Origin of the sequence: Streptomyces sp. NPDC048441 (assembly GCF_043200235.1) — a bacterium.
GTDB lineage: Bacteria > Actinomycetota > Actinomycetes > Streptomycetales > Streptomycetaceae > Streptomyces.
In genome coordinates this window covers 14,508-31,525 of sequence record NZ_JBICXM010000019.1, presented here as the reverse complement: position 1 = coordinate 31,525, position 17,018 = coordinate 14,508, and the positions used below count along the sequence as shown (strand labels likewise).

13 protein-coding genes are annotated in these 17,018 nt (G+C 71.3%); 9 read left to right on the top strand and 4 right to left on the bottom strand.

Annotated elements, in window-relative coordinates; genetic code table 11:
- Nucleotides 1-78: 78 nt before the first annotated feature.
- From cydC to ACGFSB_RS33990, 4 genes are read right to left on the bottom strand one after another with little or no spacing between them, the layout of a single operon-like run.
- The gene (cydC, locus tag ACGFSB_RS34005; RefSeq protein ID WP_393407438.1) at nt 79-1,773 is read right to left on the bottom strand and encodes a thiol reductant ABC exporter subunit CydC; all 1,695 of its coding nucleotides are present in this window, start codon (nt 1,771-1,773) and stop codon (nt 79-81) included.
- Complete coding sequence (gene cydD / locus ACGFSB_RS34000; protein ID WP_393407435.1) at nt 1,770-3,461, bottom strand: thiol reductant ABC exporter subunit CydD; 1,692 nt, start codon at nt 3,459-3,461, stop codon at nt 1,770-1,772. The genes cydC and cydD overlap by 4 nt, the downstream gene beginning before the upstream one ends.
- A gap of 40 nt (nt 3,462-3,501) precedes the next feature.
- A complete protein-coding gene (locus ACGFSB_RS33995) occupies nt 3,502-4,551 on the bottom strand; it encodes a cytochrome d ubiquinol oxidase subunit II (RefSeq protein WP_393407433.1) in 1,050 nt (349 codons plus the stop codon).
- 56 nt (nt 4,552-4,607) lie between these two features.
- Nucleotides 4,608-5,909 carry a cytochrome ubiquinol oxidase subunit I gene (locus ACGFSB_RS33990; RefSeq protein ID WP_393407430.1) on the bottom strand — a complete coding sequence of 434 codons (1,302 nt, stop codon included), beginning with the start codon at nt 5,907-5,909 and terminating at the stop codon, nt 4,608-4,610.
- 210 nt (nt 5,910-6,119) lie between these two features.
- On the opposite strand from ACGFSB_RS33990, the gene ACGFSB_RS33985 reads away from it, so the two are divergent.
- From ACGFSB_RS33985 to pabB, 9 genes are all read left to right on the top strand, one after another.
- Entirely contained in the window at nt 6,120-7,049 is a 930-nt protein-coding gene (locus ACGFSB_RS33985; RefSeq protein WP_393407427.1) for a LysR family transcriptional regulator, read from the top strand.
- A gap of 221 nt (nt 7,050-7,270) precedes the next feature.
- Entirely contained in the window at nt 7,271-7,594 is a 324-nt protein-coding gene (locus tag ACGFSB_RS33980) for a 2Fe-2S iron-sulfur cluster-binding protein (RefSeq protein ID WP_393407424.1), read from the top strand.
- Entirely contained in the window at nt 7,594-8,892 is a 1,299-nt protein-coding gene (locus ACGFSB_RS33975) for an NAD(P)/FAD-dependent oxidoreductase (protein ID WP_393407422.1), read from the top strand. The genes ACGFSB_RS33980 and ACGFSB_RS33975 overlap by 1 nt, the downstream gene beginning before the upstream one ends.
- A 374-nt stretch (nt 8,893-9,266) precedes the next feature.
- Entirely contained in the window at nt 9,267-10,283 is a 1,017-nt protein-coding gene (gene mvk / locus ACGFSB_RS33970; RefSeq protein WP_393407419.1) for a mevalonate kinase, read from the top strand.
- On the top strand, nt 10,273-11,277 hold the full coding sequence (gene mvaD / locus ACGFSB_RS33965; RefSeq protein ID WP_393407417.1) for a diphosphomevalonate decarboxylase: 1,005 nt from the start codon (nt 10,273-10,275) through the stop codon (nt 11,275-11,277). The genes mvk and mvaD overlap by 11 nt, the downstream gene beginning before the upstream one ends.
- 256 nt (nt 11,278-11,533) lie before the next feature.
- On the top strand, nt 11,534-12,562 hold the full coding sequence (locus ACGFSB_RS33960) for a hydroxymethylglutaryl-CoA reductase (RefSeq protein WP_393407415.1): 1,029 nt from the start codon (nt 11,534-11,536) through the stop codon (nt 12,560-12,562).
- 4 nt (nt 12,563-12,566) lie between these two features.
- Nucleotides 12,567-13,742: a hydroxymethylglutaryl-CoA synthase gene (locus ACGFSB_RS33955; protein WP_393407413.1), complete on the top strand. Its 1,176-nt coding sequence runs from the start codon at nt 12,567-12,569 to the stop codon at nt 13,740-13,742.
- 91 nt (nt 13,743-13,833) lie between these two features.
- Nucleotides 13,834-14,811, top strand: coding sequence for a 3-oxoacyl-ACP synthase III family protein (locus tag ACGFSB_RS33950; protein ID WP_393407411.1), 978 nt, complete (start codon nt 13,834-13,836; stop codon nt 14,809-14,811).
- A gap of 76 nt (nt 14,812-14,887) precedes the next feature.
- Nucleotides 14,888-16,990 (top strand): aminodeoxychorismate synthase component I, encoded by a 2,103-nt coding sequence (pabB, locus tag ACGFSB_RS33945; RefSeq protein ID WP_393407408.1) that lies wholly within the window; start codon nt 14,888-14,890, stop codon nt 16,988-16,990.
- The last annotated feature ends 28 nt before the right edge of the window (nt 16,991-17,018 follow it).

Sequence of the window (17,018 nt, the reverse complement as noted above, 5' to 3'; positions counted from 1 at the left end):
GGGCAGGGAAGGCGTGCGGAAATAGTGACACGGGCGACACCCTCACACCAACAGCCCCGCAGGGTGACGTGGATCACTTCAGCCGCGGTCGAGGGTCACGATCCGGTCGGCGGCGGCGAGGGCCGCATGGTCGTGGGTGACCAGGAGCGTGGTGCGGCCCCGGGTGGCGTCGAGGATGTCGGTGAGAACGGCGGCGGCGGTGTCCGGGTCGAGTCCCTCGGTGGGTTCGTCGAGGACGAGGACGGGTGGGTCGGCGAGCAACGCGCGGGCCAGGAGCAGGCGTTGGCGCTGACCGCCCGACATCGTCGAGCCGTCACCGCCGATGAGAGTGTCCCAACGGTCGGGCAGCGACTCGATCCAGTCCAGGATTCTGGCCCTGCGGGCCGCTTCGCGCAGCTCGGCCTCGCACGCGTCGGGGCGGGCAAGCAGCAGGTTGGCGTGGATCGTGGTGTGGAAGACGTGGGCGTCCTGGGTCATGCCGGTGATGGCGCGGCGGGCGTCGGTGCCCGCGCAGTCCCGGAGTTCGCGCATCTCGTGTCCGCCGACGCGGATGCTTCCGGCTTCGTACGGGACGAAGCGCATGAGCGCCGCGATCAGCGTCGACTTGCCCGAGCCGCTGGCGCCGACGAGCGCGACCCGGCGTCCTGGCGGCAGCCGCAGGCTCACCCCGTCCAGGGCCGGGGGGCCATCGGGGTGGTGGCGCACCCGCAGTCCTGTGATCTCCACGCCGGTCGGCCCGTCGGCGGGGAGCGGGGCCGGATCCGCCGGGTCGGTGACGGGGGGCGGCGTGTCGAGGATGTCGGCCAGCCGGCGCGCGGAGGCCCGTACTTCGGCGAGGCGGTGCGCGGCGGCGGGCAGCGGCGTGAGGGCCTCGAAGGAGACCAGCGCGAGGACCGCGAGGACGGTGAGGTGTACGGCGGGCAGGGAACCGGCCGCGTGCGCACGCAGCGCGAGCCAGGTGACGCCGACCGCCGCCCCGCCCTGGAGCAGCAGCACCACCGCCGTGGCGAGCGACGTGGTCAGGGCCTTGCCGCGCTCCAGTGCGGCGATCTCGGCGGACGCACGGCGGGCCCGGTCGTCGGCGCGGCCCCGGGCGCCGTACGCGGCGAGGTCCGCGGCGCCCTGCGTCAAGTCCACGGCGAGGGCGGCGAGTTCGGCTCGCGCCGCCTTCTCCGCGCGGCCCGTACGGCGGGCCAGCGTGAGCACCAGGGCGGGCACGAGGAGCCCCGCGACGACCAGCAGCAGCCCGAGCAGGATGCCCGCCTGCGGCAGCAGCGCCGCGGCCGTGCCGGTGGCGGCCGCGGTGACCGCGCAGGCCGCCGTCACCGGGATCAGGACCCGCAGCAGCAGGTCCTGGGCAGCGTCGACGTCGTCGACCAGGCGGGTCAGCAGGTCGCCGCTGCGGAAGGCGGGGGTGCCCGCAGGGGCGAGCGGCACCAGCCCCTCGTACACCCGGGTGCGGAAGCCCGCGACGGCCCGCAGCACACCGTCGTGGCCGAGGAGCCGGTCGGTGTAGCGCAGCGCTCCGCGCCCTAGGGCCAGGGCGCGTACGGCGACGATCGCGAGGCTCACCGAGGCGAGCGGGGGCTGCTCGGCGGCGCGGGTGATCAGCCAGGCGGCGGTGGCCATCAGAGCGGCGGCGGCGAGGTCGCTGCCCGCCGAGGCGAGGGCGGCGGGCAGCAGCCTGCGCCAGTACGGGAGGAGGTGGCGCAGGAGCCGGAAGGTGGGGCGGGGCGCGCGCGTTCGGGCGGCGGCCGTGCCGTGCCGGGTCATGGGGCCACCAGCCCTTCTGTGGAGGCTGGTCGGGGGAGGGCGAGGCCGCCTGCTCGTACCGTGACGATCCGGTCGGCGTGCGGCAGCAGGCTCGTGCGGTGGGCGACCACGATGGAGGTGCGGCCGCGCATGAGGCCGACCGTGGCGCGCGTGACGGCGGCCTCGCTCTCGGGGTCGAGGTGGGCGGTCGGTTCGTCGAGGAGCAGTACGGGGGCGTCCTTGAGGAACGCCCGCGCCAGGGCGATGCGTTGGCGCTGACCTGCGGAGAGCCCGGATCCGTGGTCGCCGAGCACCGTGTCGTACGCCTGGGGCAACGCCTCGATGAACAGATCGGCGCAGGCGGCGCGGGCGGCCCGCCGCAGCTCGCCGTCGCTCGCGCCGGGGCGCCCGAGGCGGATGTTGTCCGCGACGGAAGCCGCGAACAGGTGCGGGCGCTGCGGCACCCAGGCGACCTGGGCGCGCCACGCATCGGGGTCGAGGTCCGCGAGGTCGGTGCCGCCGGCCGCGACCCGGCCCGACGCGGGGGCCACGAAGCCGAGGAGCAGCGCCAGCAGGGTGGACTTGCCCGCGCCGCTCGGGCCGACCAGGGCCACGTGCTCGCCGGGTCGCACGGAGAGGGAGACGTGCCGCAGCGCGGGGGCGGCGCGGCCCGGATACCGGACGGTGACCCCGTCGAGATGCAGGTGCACCGTGCGGGCATCGGGCACCGGGGCGCGCACGGCCCGCGTGCTGGGCGCGTCCTCCTCGTCATCGAGGATCGCGAACGCCCGCTCGGCCACCGCGATGCCCTCGGCGCTGTCGTGGAAGGCCGCGCCCGCCGCGCGCAGCGGCAGGTACGCCTCGGGGGCGAGGAACAGGACGACCAGGGCCGTACGGAGGTCCAACTCGCCGCCGAGCAGCCGCAGTCCGACGGGTACGGCCACCAGCGCGACGGAGAGGGTGGCGACCGTTTCCAGGACGAAGGAGGAGAGGAACGCCACGCGCAGCGTCCGCATGGTGGCCCGGCGGTGGGCGTCGGCCATCTCGCCCACCACCCGGGCCTGGTGCCGCTCGCGGCCGAACGCGCGAAGCGTCGGAAGACCTGCCACCACATCGAGGAAATGGCCGCCGAGACGGGACAGCAACTGCCACTGCCTGGCGGTGCGCTGGGCGGTGTGCATACCGACCAGCGCACCGAACACGGGGATCAGGGGCAGCGTCACGACGACGATCAGTGCCGAGGCCCAGTCGGTCCACAGCAGCCAGCCGACGACCGTGAGGGGCACCACCGCGGTGGCCGCCATCGTGGGCAGGTAGCCGACGACGTACGGGTCCAGGGCGTCGAGGCCGCGCGTGAGCAGCGTGGCCGTCTCGCCGTGGCGACGGGCAGCCAGCCGCAGGGGCCCGGTGTCCCGCAGGCGGCCGGTGATCCGGTCCCGCAGCGTGCGCTTGGCGTCCACCGCGGCACGCTGCGCGAGCACCCCGCGCGCCCAGGTCAGCAGCGCGCGCAGGGCCATGACGGCGCCCAGCGCGGCCAGTGGCACGAGCCGGGTTCCCTGCCCCGCGAAGCTGTCCGCGAGGACTGTCGCCAGCAGGACCGCCTGGGCGACGACGAGCCCGGCGGCAAGGAGCGCCAGCGCCGTGGAGTACGTCATATGGCGCCGCAGCACCGGGATTTCCCGCATCAGGCGGCGTTCGACCGGCTTCATCCCGGGCTCTCCTCTCTTCGCTTCTCTTCGCTTCCGCGGCTCAGAAGTAGCTGGGATGACGGAGGCCGGTTCGCCCCCGGAAGGCCCACCAGCTCCACGCCTGGTACGCGAGGATCACCGGGACCACCGCGACTCCGAACACGCTCAGGATCTTCAACGTGACGCTGTCTGTGCTGGCCTGATCGATCGTCATCCCCGTGCCCGCCGAGCTGATCAGGAGGTACGGGTAGTGGCCGGCCCCCACGAGCAGCACGGGCAGCGCGGTCGCGCAGCAGGTGGCCACGAACGCCCGGACGTGATGCCCGCGGGAGAAGGACCACCAGGCGCAGAAGAGCGCCGTCGCGAACAGCAGGGTGAGGACCGCCGAGGTCGTGCGGTTCGTCATCGAGGCGCCCGCCCCGAAGAGCGTGAGCAGCAGCGGGAGGCAGCCCGCGGCACCGGCCCAACGCAGCAGGGTGGCACCCAGGTGCCGGGCCCTGGCGGCGAGTTCGGGTGCCGAGCGCAGCGCGACGAAGGCCGCGCCGTGCGCCGCGAAGAGCAGTGCGGTGGTGACGCCGCAGGCCAGCACGAACGGCGAGAACACCTCACCGAACCCGATGTGGAAGCTGCCGTCGGCCCGGCGGGGCACGCCGTGCAGGAGCAGGCCGAGGACGAGTCCCCAGCACAGGGCGGGCAGCGCGCCGCCGAACACGATCAGGGCGTCCCACCGGCGGCGGCCGCGGGCGCCGCGGGCGCGGCCGCGCAGCTGGATCGCGGCGTTGCCCAGGACCAGGCCGACGAGGATCGCCACGATCAGCGGGTACAGGGCGGGCAGGAGGGTGCCTTCCAGGTGCGGGAAGGCACCGAACAGGACGCCGGCGAAGGCGACCAGCCAGACCTCGTTGCCCAGGAAGAACGGCGCGATGGCGTCGAGGGCGCCGTTCCGGCCGGTGGGCCCGGCTTTCTCACCGGCCTCCTCACCGGCCTTCTGACGTGCTCGGCCACCGAGGAAGGGGTGCAGCATCTGTGCGCCGTAGTCGTAGCCGCCGAGCACGAAGTACCCGGCGAGAAGCAGGCCCAGGAGGGCCAGCCAGAGGGTCTCCAGACTCATCTCGCTCAACTTTCCGTTTCATAGAGGTCATCTCGGCAGGTGCCGACCGAGCCGGCTCAGAAGACCGCAGCCGTCTGTTTCTCGTCGGTTCCGCTGCCGGGCCCCTCGGACAGGTCGTCGGGGAGCGGCTCGGTGGCACCCAGCTGGGTGGCGTCCGGGCCTCGGCGGGCGAAGCGGGTGATCAGGGTCCAGTTCACCGCCGCCAGCGCGAGGAAGATGGCGATGAACAGGGTGCAGGAGACGGTCAGCGAGACCTTGCTGACGGATGAGAGCGCGTCCTCGACCGTCAGCTCTCCGTAGACGAGCCAGGGCTGACGCCCCATCTCGCGAAGGACCCAGCCGCCGATGGAGGCGATGAAGGGGAGCGGGATCATCGCGATCAGCACGTAGGACATGGGGCGCCAGCGCCACAGCCGGCCCTTCCACAGCAGGATGGCGGCGATGATGATGACGCTGGAGACGGTGTAGCCGATGATCTTCATGCTCTCCATCGACAGCCGCAGCCAGTCGTGTGCGAACACGTAGTCGCCCGGCCCGAACTCCTTGACGAGCCGCGCCTGCACCCCGGCGACGTCGCCGTTCTCCAGGGCGGCCATTTTCATGGGCTGGGTCTCGCGGATCAGGGGGACCTGCATCTCGCCGACGGTTGCGACGAACCAGGCGGCGGGCGTGCCCACCAGGATCGCCAGGCGCATGGAGCCGCGGAACAGCTCGGTCTCCTTGGTGCCCCGGAGGAAGTGGTAGGCGCTCACCCCCATGATGAAAACGGTGCCGGTCGTCAGCGCGGCGAGTGTGATGTGGGCGAGTGCGTTCAGCGCGCTGGGGTTGGTGAGCAGTGCCCCGAAGTCGGTCAAGTAGGCGGTGCCGTCCCGGACTTCGTATCCGACAGGGTTCTGCAGGAAACCGTTGGCGACCATGATCCAGTACGCGGATGCGTACGCGGTCAGGGCGACCAGCCAGATGAGCGTGACGTGCACGCTCTTGCGCAGCCGGCCCCAGCCGAAGATCCACATGCCGAGGAAGGTGGACTCGGCGAAGAAGGCGATGAGGGTTTCGAGGGCCAGCGGGGCGCCGAAGACGTTGCCCGCGAACTTGCTCAGGCCACTCCAGCTGAGCCCGAACTGGAACTCCATGACGAGGCCGGTGACGATGCCGACCGCGTAGTTGATGACGTAGAGCTGTCCCCAGAAGCGGGTCATACGCTCCCGGACGGCTCTCTTGACTGGATCACGGGTGAACGCGGCCCGGGTGTGCATGACAGCCACCAGGGGGACGAGCCCCATGGTGAGGATCACGAACAGCCAGTGGATGCCGGTCGTGGCCGCGAACTGGAGTCGGGCCAGATCCGCAGCGCTCATGGTGCGACCTTCCTGAAGGACGGGTGGCCGGATGGACGGCGGACGGGTGCGGGGTCCTCGCTTCGCGTGTACGGGTGCCGGGCGTCGCGTCGTTGCCCGTCACCCGTGCGGTGACTCCGCTGGTGACGACGTTAGGGAGAATTGCTTATGCATTCCAAGACCGGTTTCGTCATGTGAATATGACCAAGGAGACATAAGTAAAGGTGGACCGTGGATCTTCTTCAGTTGCGCTACTTCCAGGCCGTAGCCCGTTACGAGCACATCAGCCGCGCCGCGGAGGAGCTGCATGTCGCGCAGCCCTCGCTCAGCCGCACCATCGCGCGCCTGGAGGCCGAGCTCGGCTCCCCGCTCTTCGACCGGCAGGGCCGCCGCATCCGGCTCAATCAGTACGGCGCGATGTTCCTGCGCCACGTCGACCGCGCCCTGACCGAGCTCGACGACGGCCGCAGGGCCCTGCGCGACGCTCGTGACACGGGGCTCGGCCGGGTCGGTGTCGCCTCCGAGACCCTCCTGACGATCACCCATCTCCTCGGCAGCTTCCGAGTCACCCATCCCCGTGCCGACGTACGGCTCTTCCAGTCGAACGCGGAGGAGATGGACCGCCAACTGCGCGCAGGCGAGATCGACTTCTGTGTGGCCTCGCAGCCGCTGACCGGCTCGAAGTTCGAGTCGGTTGAGCTCGCCCGCGAGGAGGTGCTGCTGGCGGTTCCACGCGGGCACTGGCTCGACGGGCGGGAGAGCGTGACGATCTCCGAGATCGCCGACGAACCCTTCGTCACCACGCGCTTCGGCCACTGGCAGCGCGCCCTCCTCGACCGGCTGTTCGCATCCGAAGGGCTTACGCCGCTGCTGTCCTGCGAAGGCGACGAGCCGGGCGCCAGCCAGGACATGATCAGCGCAGGCCTCGGCATCGGCCTGATCCCGGCGATCTCCCGCCAGGCCGGCACGGAGACGCGCGTCCCGGTCGCCTGGGTGCACCTCAACGCGCCCGACTGCCACCGGGTGCTCACCCTGGTGTGGAGCCGCGACGCCTATCTGTCCGAAGCGGCCCTGAAGTTCCGGGAGTTCACCACCAGCAGGCCCTTCATGACACACCGGCTGCCCCATCTGGGCCGCGAGCGAGGCCCCGACCCCTCCTAGGGCCGTTCTGGCGCACCGGGAGCTCCTCTGGTACGTTCCGACGCACTGCCGTACCTCTGGCCGAGGGCATCGCGTGTCTGAACGGCCAGCAGGGGGCGTCGAGTTGGCAGGGGTGTCGCGTCCCCCACTGGCCATCAAGCAGTTCCCCCATGTTCCTACTTGACCGGCATCCGTGCCCCGGCGCACTCGCGCGCGGCCCGACGCCATCGAGGAGTTCTGCCATGCCCAAAATCACGTACGTCGCCGTCGACGGCACCGAGCAGCCGATCGAGGTCCCCTCGGGCACGAGCGTCATGCGCGGAGCCGTCTTCAACGACATCGACGGCATCGTCGCCCAGTGCGGCGGCAACGCACTCTGCGCCACCTGCCACGTCTACGTGGACGAGGCCACCCTCGACAAGCTGGAGCCGGCGGAGCCGAACGAGGACAGCATGCTCGGCTTCACCGCCTGCCCGCGCCTGCCCAACAGCCGACTGAGCTGCCAGCTCAACGTGACCAGCACCCTGGACGGCCTGATCGTCCACCTCCCCGAGCGGCAGTACTGATGGCCGACGGCGCGCAGCCCGCATCCGTCGTCATCGTGGGAGCCGGGCAGGGCGGCTACCAGACGGCGGCGTCCCTGCGCGAGCTCGGCTACCAGGGGCGTATCACGCTCATCAGCGCCGAGGACGTGCTCCCGTACGAGCGTCCGCCGCTGTCCAAGGCGTACCTCAAGGGTGAGGCGCACGAGGATCAGCTGTGCCTGCGCCCCGCCACGTACTACGTACGCCAGTCGATCGACCTGGTCGGCGCCACCGTGACCGGGATCGACCCGGCCGCCCGCACGGTCCGCCTCTCCGACGGCTCCGGATACGACTACGGCCATCTCGTCCTGGCCACCGGGGCCACGCCGCGCACCCTCGGCGTGCCGGGAGCCGGGCTGCGCGGCGTGCACACCCTGCGCACCGCGGAGGATGCCGCCACGCTGCGGGCGTCGCTCGATGGCGCCCGGCACGCGGTGGTGGTGGGGGCCGGGTTCATCGGCCTCGAATTCGCCGCCGTGGCACGGGAGTCGGGCTGCGAGGTGACCGTCGTCGAAGCGCAGAGCCGCCCGCTCGCCCGGGTCGCGTCGGAGTACACAGCCGAGCACTTCACGCGGCTGCACCGGTCGGCAGGCACCCGACTGCTGTTCGGTCAGGGCGTCGCGGCCCTGCACGGCGACCGGCGCGGAAACGTGGCGGCGGTGGAGCTGGCCGACGGCAGCCGGCTCCCCGCCGACCTGGTCCTGACCGGCGTCGGCGTCACCCCGCGCACGGCGCTGGCCGCCGCCGCCGGCCTCCCGGTGAGCGGCGGCATCATCGTCGACTCGGCCCTGCTGACCGGCGACCCGCACATCTCGGCCATCGGCGACTGCGCGGCATTCCCGCAGGTGCACTCCGGGAACCTGCTGCGGCTCGAATCGGTGCAGAACGCTGTCGGCCACGCCCGGCTGGTGGCCGAGCGGCTGACCGGGACGGCCCGCACCTACCGCGAACTGCCCTGGTTCTGGAGCAATCAGCTCTCAACAACCCTGCACATCGCGGGACTTGACGAGGAGCACGACGCCGAGGTGGTGGTCGGTGACGACCCCGACGCGTTCTCGGTCCTCCTCTTCCGCGGGGAGCGACTGCTGGCGGTCGAGTCCGTCAACCGCCCCGCCGACCACATGGCGGCCCGCCTGCTCCTCGACAGCGGAGTCAAGGTGAGCCCGGGTGACGTCACCGCACCGGGATTCACGCTCCAAGGCCACCTCGCGAGCCGCCGGGGAGGCGCGGGTGGGCGCACGATTTCCCGATCTGAAACGATGGGGGCCCGAGTGACCTGAATCACATCTGAGCAGGGTTGGATTGTCGGCGCCGGGGGTGTCACTATTTCGGCACACCTGCTGTGCGCAAAAACCGGCCGGCCGGGGCGAGAGCCCCCCGGAGCGTCGGATTCGGCGCCAGTGAAGGCCAGTTGCCCCGAGTCGGCGAACCGCTCGGCGAGCGTGCGGGAATCATCTCGATCAGCCCCCGGCCGATCCGGTCGGCCGGGCGGGCAGCCGTCGCACACCGCCGCCCCCGACATCCGTCGGACTGCCGACTCGCTCCCGAATCAACGACCTTGACCTTCAAGGACAAGTTGTCTTCCACGCCACGCGCCCGAATCCGGCGCGTGGCGTTCTCCGTCCTGCGCAACGACAAAAGGGGAGTTGGAGCCGTGACCCTACCGACATCGGCAGAGGGGGTGCCGAGCAGCAGCCGAAGCCGATCAGTCGGTATCGGGCGCGCCCACGGCAAGGTCATTCTGCTCGGGGAGCACGCAGTCGTCTACGGCACGTCGGCCCTCGCCCTGCCCGTCTCGCAGTTGGCGGTCACCGCGACCGCCGGATGGTCGTCACATGCCCCCGTGGACGCCGGCGGCGTCACCTTCACGACGACCGGGTTCGAGACGCGGCCCCTGGTGTCCCAGGCCGCGGGCGGTCTGCAGGCGCTGGTGGCCGAGTTCAAGAAGGCCACGGGCGCCGGTGACACCCCGCACCTCGACGTCATCATCGACTGCCTGATCCCGCAGGGGCGCGGACTGGGCTCCAGTGCGGCATGCGGGCGCGCGGTCGTGCTGGCCCTGGCCGACCTCTTCGGCCACGAGCTGGACGAGACCGCGGTGTTCGACCTGGTGCAGACCGCCGAGAACGTCGCCCACGGAAAGGCCAGCGGGGTCGACGCGGTCGCCACCGGCTGCCCCTACCCGCTCCGGTTCTCCGCGGGCGAAAGCCAACGGCTGGACCTGGGCACCGGCAGCGGGGGTCTGGTCATCATCGCGGACAGCGGTGACTTCGGCAGGACCAAGGACGCGGTCGAGCGGCTGCGCTCCAGGTTCCACAGCACCCCCGGAGCACAGGAACGATTCATCACGCGTGCGACGGAGTTGACCGACACCGCCGTGCGCGACCTCGCCGACAGCCGCACGGAGGACTTCGGCCGGCGGCTCACCGACTACCACGTGCTCCTGAGCTCCGCGGGGCTCAGCACGGACCGGATCGACACCTGGGTCGAGGTCGCGATAGGGGCGGGCAGCCTCGGTGCCAAGATCACCGGTGGCGGTCTGGGCGGTTGCATGATCGCGCTGGCCCGCGAGCCGGAGCAGGCACGGGAGATCACCCGGCGGCTGCACGAGGCGGGCGCCGTACAGACCTGGACCGTACCGCTGGGGAGATTCGCCCACCATGCTTCCTGAGCAGCTGTGCGCCACCGCGGTGGCGCACCCGAACATCGCCCTGATCAAGTACTGGGGCAAGCGCGACGAACAGCTCGTGCTGCCCGCGGCCGACAGTCTGTCCATGACCCTGGACGTCTTCTCCACCACGACCACCGTGCGGCTGGATCCGGCCGCGTCGGGGGATCACGTGACGCTCAACGGCGCCGCGGCCACCGGCGAGCCGCACCGGCGCGTCGCCGCCTTCCTGGACCTTGTACGGGACAGGGCCGGGCGCTCTGAAGCGGCCGTCGTCGACACCCGCAACACCGTCCCCACCGGGGCGGGCCTCGCGTCGTCGGCGAGCGGGTTCGCAGCCCTGGCCCTCGCCGCTTCGGCCGCGTACGGACTGACGCTGCGGGACACCGAACTCTCCCGTCTCGCCCGGCGGGGCTCGGGATCCGCTTCGCGCTCCGTCTTCGGCGGCTTCGCGCTCTGGCGGGCCGGTGAAGGCGCCGGTGCGGAGGGCGACATGAGCTCGTACGCCGAGCCGGTGCCCGTCGGGAACCTCGACGTCTCGCTGGTGATCGCCGTCGTGGACGCCGGGCCCAAGGCCATCTCCAGCCGGGCGGCCATGCGCCGCACGGTGGACACCTCGCCGCTCTACCGGCCCTGGGTCGAATCGAGCAGGGCCGATCTCGACGACATGAGAGGGGCGCTGGAGCGGGGCGATCTGGAGGCGGTGGGCGAGATCGCCGAGCGCAACGCGCTGGGTATGCACGCCACGATGCTGGCGGCCCGCCCCGCGGTGCGCTACCTGTCGCCCGCCACCCTCACCGTGCTCGACAGCGTGTCTCAGCTGCGCCGGGACGGCATCGCCGCGTACGCGACCATGGACGCGGGGCCCAACGTCAAGGTGCTGTGCCGGAGTTCGGACGCGGAGCGGGTGGTGCGGGCGGTCCGCTCCGGCACGTCGCAGACGTTCGTCGCACGCCTCGGGCCCGGGGCCTCCCTGCGGCCCGGCGCGGTGGGCTGACCGCTCGACGCGCGCCGAGGCGTCGCGGACTCCGCGCCGTGCAGACCTCCCCGGTTGCGGAATGGCAGGTTCACGCCAATGTCATGGCCGGTCGGAGCGAGAAGGCCGGCCCCCGGAGTGGCGCACCGGCCCCCGGAGTGGCGCACCCCGGAGCGGCGCACCGGTCCACGGGCTCCGGTTCCCCCGGCACCCACACCAACCATCGGACGATCGGAAGTGCACGTTGAACAACACGCAGCTAGTCGCAGGGGTCCCGATGAAATGGGTGGGCCCGGTGCGCATCTCGGGGAACGTCGCTCTGACCGAGACCGAGGTCCCGCTCGCCACCTACGAGTCGCCGCTCTGGCCGTCCGTGGGACGCGGAGCGAAGCTCTCGCGCCAGGTCGAGCAGGGCATCGTAGCCACGCTCGTCGACGAACGGATGACCCGTTCCGTGCTCGTCGAAGCCGAGAACGCGGGGACGGCGTACGAGGCCGCCCGTCAGATCGACGAGCGGACCGAAGAGTTCGACAAGATCGTGCAGACCTGCAGCCGGTTCGCCCGGCTGATCAACATCCGGCACGAGATCACCGCCAACCTGCTGTTCATCCGCTTCGAGTTCAGCACCGGTGACGCCTCGGGGCACAACATGGCCACGCTCGCCGCCGACGCGCTCCTGTCGCACATGCTGCAGACGATCCCCGGCATCTCCTACGGATCGATCTCCGGGAACTACTGCACGGACAAGAAGGCGACCGCGATCAACGGCATCCTGGGCCGCGGCAAGAATGTCGTCACCGAACTGCTCGTGCCGCGCTCCGTGGTCGAGGACATGCTGCACACCACGGCTGCCAGGATCGTCCAGCTCAACGTCCGCAAGAACCTGCTCGGCACCCTGCTGGCCGGCGGCATCCGCTCGGCGAACGCCCACTTCGCGAACATGCTGCTCGGCTTCTACCTGGCCACCGGCCAGGACGCGGCCAACATCATCGAAGGCTCGCAGGGCGTCACGATGGCCGAGGACCGCGACGGCGACCTCTACTTCTCCTGCACCCTGCCGAACCTGATCGTCGGCACCGTCGGCAACGGCAAGGGCCTGGACTTCGTGGAGACCAACCTGGCCCGGCTCGGCTGCCGGGAGGACCGCGCCACCGGCGAGAACGCCCGCCGCCTGGCCGTCATCGCCGCCGCCACGGTGCTGTGCGGCGAGCTGTCGCTGCTGGCCGCACAGACCAACCCGGGTGAACTCATGCAGGCGCACGTCCAGATGGAACGCAAGAACGAGACGCAACGGATCGGGGTGTAGGGGCATGACGCAGGACGCTGCCATCGGAATACATGATCTTTCGTTCGCCACGACGGAGTTCGTCCTCAACCACACGACGCTCGCCGAACACGACGGCACCGACATCGGCAAGTACCACCGGGGCATCGGTCAGCAGTCGATGAGCGTGCCCGCAGCCGACGAGGACATCGTCACGATGGCGGTGGCCGCGGCCGCCCCCATCACCGCCCGGCACGGCACCGACCAGATCAGGACCGTGCTGTTCGCCACGGAGACCTCGATCGACCAGTCGAAGGCCGCCGGCATCTATGTCCACTCGCTGCTCGGACTGCCCTCATCGGCCCGCGTCGTCGAGCTCAAGCAGGCCTGCTACGGCGGGACGGCGGCGCTCCAGCTGGCCATCGGCCTGGTGCGCCGCGACCCCACCCAGCGCGTCCTGGTCATCGCGAGCGACGTGTCGAAGTACGAGCTGGACAGCCCCGGCGAGCCGACCCAGGGCGCGGCCGCGGTGGCCATGCTGGTCGCCGCCGACCCCGCGCTCCTGCGCATCGAGGACCCCTCGGGCCTGTACACCGCCGACGTCATGGACTTCTGGCGGCCCAACTACCGCAGCACCGCGCTGGTCGACGGGCACGAGTCCATCACCGCCTACCTCCAGGCGCTGGAGGGTAGTTGGAAGGACTACACGGAGCAGGGCGGCCGCCCGCTCGGCGACTTCGCCGCGTTCTGCTACCACCAGCCGTTCACGAAGATGGCCTACAAGGCACACTGTCATCTGCTGAACGTCTGCGGCCAGGACACCGACCCCGACGAGATCGCCCGGGTCCTGGAACTCACCACTGCCTACAACACCGTCCTCGGCAACAGCTACACGGCCTCGATGTACATCGCCCTGGCCTCCCTGCTCGACCACGCGGACGACCTCACGGACCGGGCCGTCGGCTTCGTCAGCTACGGCTCGGGCAGCGTCGCGGAGATCTTCGGCGGCACCGTCGTACCCGGCTACCGGAAGCACCTGCGCACCGCCGGGCACCGGGAGGCCATCGACCGGCGCCGGCCTCTGGATATCGCCCGCTACCGGGAGCTGCACGAGCGGTCCTTCCCGACCGACGGCGGGGTGCACCCCGTGCCGCGGCAGACCGGTGGTCCCGCCCGTCTCCTGGCGCTGGACCACCACAAGCGGTTGTACGAGTCGCGCTGAGGGTGCCGAGCCCTTCCGGGAGCCGCCGCGCACACCTGCGCGGCGGCTCCCTCCACGACCGCTCCCGCAGACCCGAAGATTGGACAGCCCCATGACCGCCGTCGCGATCCTCGGCACCGGCGCGTACGTGCCCGAGCGCATCGTCTCCAACGACGAAGCCGGCGCGGCTGCCGGTGTCGACGATGCCTGGATCACCCGTAAGACCGCGATCCGCGAACGCCGCTGGGCGGCTGCCGGCCAAGCCACATCGGACCTGGCCACCGCGGCGGCCGGGGCCGCTCTCGCAGCGGCGGGCATCACCGCCGCGCAGCTGTCGCTGATCATCGTCGCCACCTCCACGCCCGACCGTCCCCAGCCGCCCACCGCGGCCTACGTCCAGCACAACATCGGCGCCGTCGACGCCGCGGCCTTCGACGTCAACGCCGTCTGCTCCGGCTCGATGTACGCGCTGGCGGCGGCCGAGGCCATGGTGGCCGGGACCGGCGGTCACGCCCTGGTCATCGGCGCCGACGTCTACTCGCGCATCCTCGACCCGGCCGATCGCAGGACAGCCGTCCTGTTCGGCGACGGCGCCGGGGCCCTGGTGGTGGGACCGGCGTCCCGGGGGCCCGGCATACGCAACGTCAAGCTCCACACGTTCGGTGAACTGTCGGGCCTGATCCAGGTGCCCGCGGGAGGCAGCAGGCTGCCGCCGGGGCCGCAGAGCGTGGAGTCCGGGCTGCACTACTTCGCCATGGACGGCCGCGGAGTGCGCCGGTTCGTCGAGGAGCACCTGCCCCAGCTGGTCAAGCAGTTCCTCCACGAGGCCGGTGTGGTGCCCGCCGAGGTACGCCACTTCATCCCGCACCAGGCCAACGGCGTGATGCTGGACGACCTGATGACCCAGCTCGGCCTGCCCGGCGTCACCGTGCACCGGACCCTGACGCACTACGGCAACACCGGGGCCGCCTCGATCCCGGTCACCCTGGACGCGGCCGCCCGCCAGGGCGCGCTGAGCCGCGGTGACCTGGTCCTCATGGCCGGTTTCGGCGGCGGCATGGCCGTCGGCCTCGCACTGGTCCAGTGGTGAAGGACCACGCGTCGCGGCCGCCCGCACCCAGTACCGCTCGCCCTGGTCAGGAGAACTTGAAGGATACGAGGTTGTAATGCGCACGCTGTTGGTGGACAACTACGACTCATTCACCTATAACCTGTTCCACTATCTGGCCGAGGTGAACGGCCACGAGCCGGTAGTCATTCGCAACGACGACGCGACCTGGCATCCCCGGATGCTGAAGGAATTCGACAGCGTCCTCATATCGCCGGGCCCCGGCAGCCCGGACCGCCCCGAGGACTTCGGCATCTGCCGCGAGATCATCGACGGCGGCGAACTGCCCATCCTGGGCGTGTGCCTGGGACACCAGGGCATCGCCCACTCCTTGGGCGCGCGCGTGGGCCGGGCCCAGGAGCCGCGGCACGGCCGGGTCTCACCCGTCTTCCACGACGGCACCGGTCTCTTCGCCGGCTTCCCCTCCCCGTTCGAGGTCGTGCGCTACCACTCCCTGACGGTGACCGAACTCCCCGACGAGCTGGAGGCCACGGCCTGGGCCGACGACGGCACGCTGATGGGCCTCAAGCACCGCAGCCGCCCGCTGTGGGGAGTGCAGTTCCACCCCGAGTCGGTCTCGACCGAGCACGGCCACCAACTCCTGCGCAACTTCCGGGACCTGGCCCTCCAGTCGCGCCCCCAGGGCGCGGTCGTCCCGCCCCGAACGGCACCGGCAGCCGACACGGAACCCGCGCCGCGGCCCGCGGGCTCCCGGCGGCTGAAGGTCCTGACCACACCGCTGCCCACCCGCTGGTCCGACGAGGCCGCCTACGACCGGCTCCACGGAGCGCACGAGCACGCGTTCTGGCTGGACAGCAGCGCGTCGGCCGGCGCCAACGGCCGCTTCTCGATCATGGGCGACGCCTCCGGTCCGCTCGCCCGGGTGGCCAGGGCCGACATCTGGGACGGCACCGTCACCGTCGAGTCGGCCACCGGAACCTCCACCGTCCACGGCGAGTTCCTGACCTGGCTGGAAGAGGACCTGCGCGGCCTCGACGTCACATGCCCGGACCTGCCCTTCGAGTTCGCACTCGGCTGGGTCGGCTACCTCGGCTACGAGCTGAAGGCGGAGGTCGGCGGCGAGCGCCGCCACCGCTCCGACGAACCCGACGCGGCCATGATCTTCGCCGACCGCGCCCTCGTCTTCGACCACGCCACCTCCACCACACACCTCCTGGCGCTCGCCGAGGAGGGCGACGAGGAACCCGGCCGCGCATGGCTCGAGTCCACCGCACGGCAACTGGCGGAGATCGCCGGGCAGGAGCCGCGCTACACCGCCCCGGCCCCCTCGGGCGCCACACTCAGGCCGCGCCACGACCGCGAGCGGTACCTGAAGCTGATCGCCCACTGCCAGGACCAGATCGCAGCCGGGGAGACGTACGAGGTCTGCCTGACGAACCTGCTGGAGGCCGACGTCACGGTCGACCCGTGGCAGAGCTACCAGTTCCTGCGCCGACTCTCGCCCGCACCGTTCGCCGCGCTGCTGCGCTTCGGCCGGATGTCGGTGCTGAGCACGTCGCCCGAACGCTTCCTGCGCATCTCGGCGGACGGCACCGCCGAGTCGAAACCGATCAAGGGCACCAGGCCGCGCGGCGCCACGGAGAGCGAGGACGAACTGCTCCGGCTCGACCTGGCGGCCAGCGAGAAGGACCGCTCCGAGAACCTGATGATCGTCGACCTGGTCCGCAACGACCTCGGCCGCACCGCCCAGGTCGGCTCGGTCCGGGTTCCCTCGCTCTACGACGTGGAGACCCACCCCACCACCCACCAGCTGGTCAGCACGGTCCGCTCACGCCTGCGGGCATCGAGCTCGGCGGTGGAATGCGTACGGGCCGCCTTCCCCGGAGGGTCGATGACCGGCGCCCCCAAGATCCGCACGATGCAGATCATCGATGCCCTGGAGGCCGGACCGCGCGGCGTGTACTCCGGGGCCATCGGCTACTTCTCCCTGTCGGGCGCATGTGACCTGAGCATCGTCATCCGCACCCTCGTCGTCACCCCCTCCCGGGTGAAGTACGGAGTGGGCGGCGCCATCATCGCGCTGTCCGACGCGGACGAGGAGTTCGAGGAGACAGCCGTCAAGGCGACGCCGCTGCTGCGGCTCCTGGACACGGACTTCCCCGGGCGCGTGCCAGTGGAGCCGACCGGTGCGGCCCGCTGACCGTGCGCCCGTCGCATCGGCACCCCGC

What these genes read in the sequence shown, in the direction of transcription:
- cydC (WP_393407438.1), bottom strand. Translation starts at nt 1,773, where the DNA reads ATGACCCGGCACGGCACGGCCGCCGCCCGAACGCGCGCGCCCCGCCCC.
- cydD (WP_393407435.1), bottom strand. Translation starts at nt 3,461, where the DNA reads ATGAAGCCGGTCGAACGCCGCCTGATGCGGGAAATCCCGGTGCTGCGG.
- ACGFSB_RS33995 (WP_393407433.1), bottom strand. Translation starts at nt 4,551, where the DNA reads ATGAGTCTGGAGACCCTCTGGCTGGCCCTCCTGGGCCTGCTTCTCGCC.
- ACGFSB_RS33990 (WP_393407430.1), bottom strand. Translation starts at nt 5,909, where the DNA reads ATGAGCGCTGCGGATCTGGCCCGACTCCAGTTCGCGGCCACGACCGGC.
- ACGFSB_RS33980 (WP_393407424.1), top strand. Translation starts at nt 7,271, where the DNA reads ATGCCCAAAATCACGTACGTCGCCGTCGACGGCACCGAGCAGCCGATC.
- ACGFSB_RS33975 (WP_393407422.1), top strand. Translation starts at nt 7,594, where the DNA reads ATGGCCGACGGCGCGCAGCCCGCATCCGTCGTCATCGTGGGAGCCGGG.
- mvaD (WP_393407417.1), top strand. Translation starts at nt 10,273, where the DNA reads ATGCTTCCTGAGCAGCTGTGCGCCACCGCGGTGGCGCACCCGAACATC.
- ACGFSB_RS33960 (WP_393407415.1), top strand. Translation starts at nt 11,534, where the DNA reads ATGAAATGGGTGGGCCCGGTGCGCATCTCGGGGAACGTCGCTCTGACC.
- ACGFSB_RS33955 (WP_393407413.1), top strand. Translation starts at nt 12,567, where the DNA reads ATGACGCAGGACGCTGCCATCGGAATACATGATCTTTCGTTCGCCACG.
- ACGFSB_RS33950 (WP_393407411.1), top strand. Translation starts at nt 13,834, where the DNA reads ATGACCGCCGTCGCGATCCTCGGCACCGGCGCGTACGTGCCCGAGCGC.
- pabB (WP_393407408.1), top strand. Translation starts at nt 14,888, where the DNA reads ATGCGCACGCTGTTGGTGGACAACTACGACTCATTCACCTATAACCTG.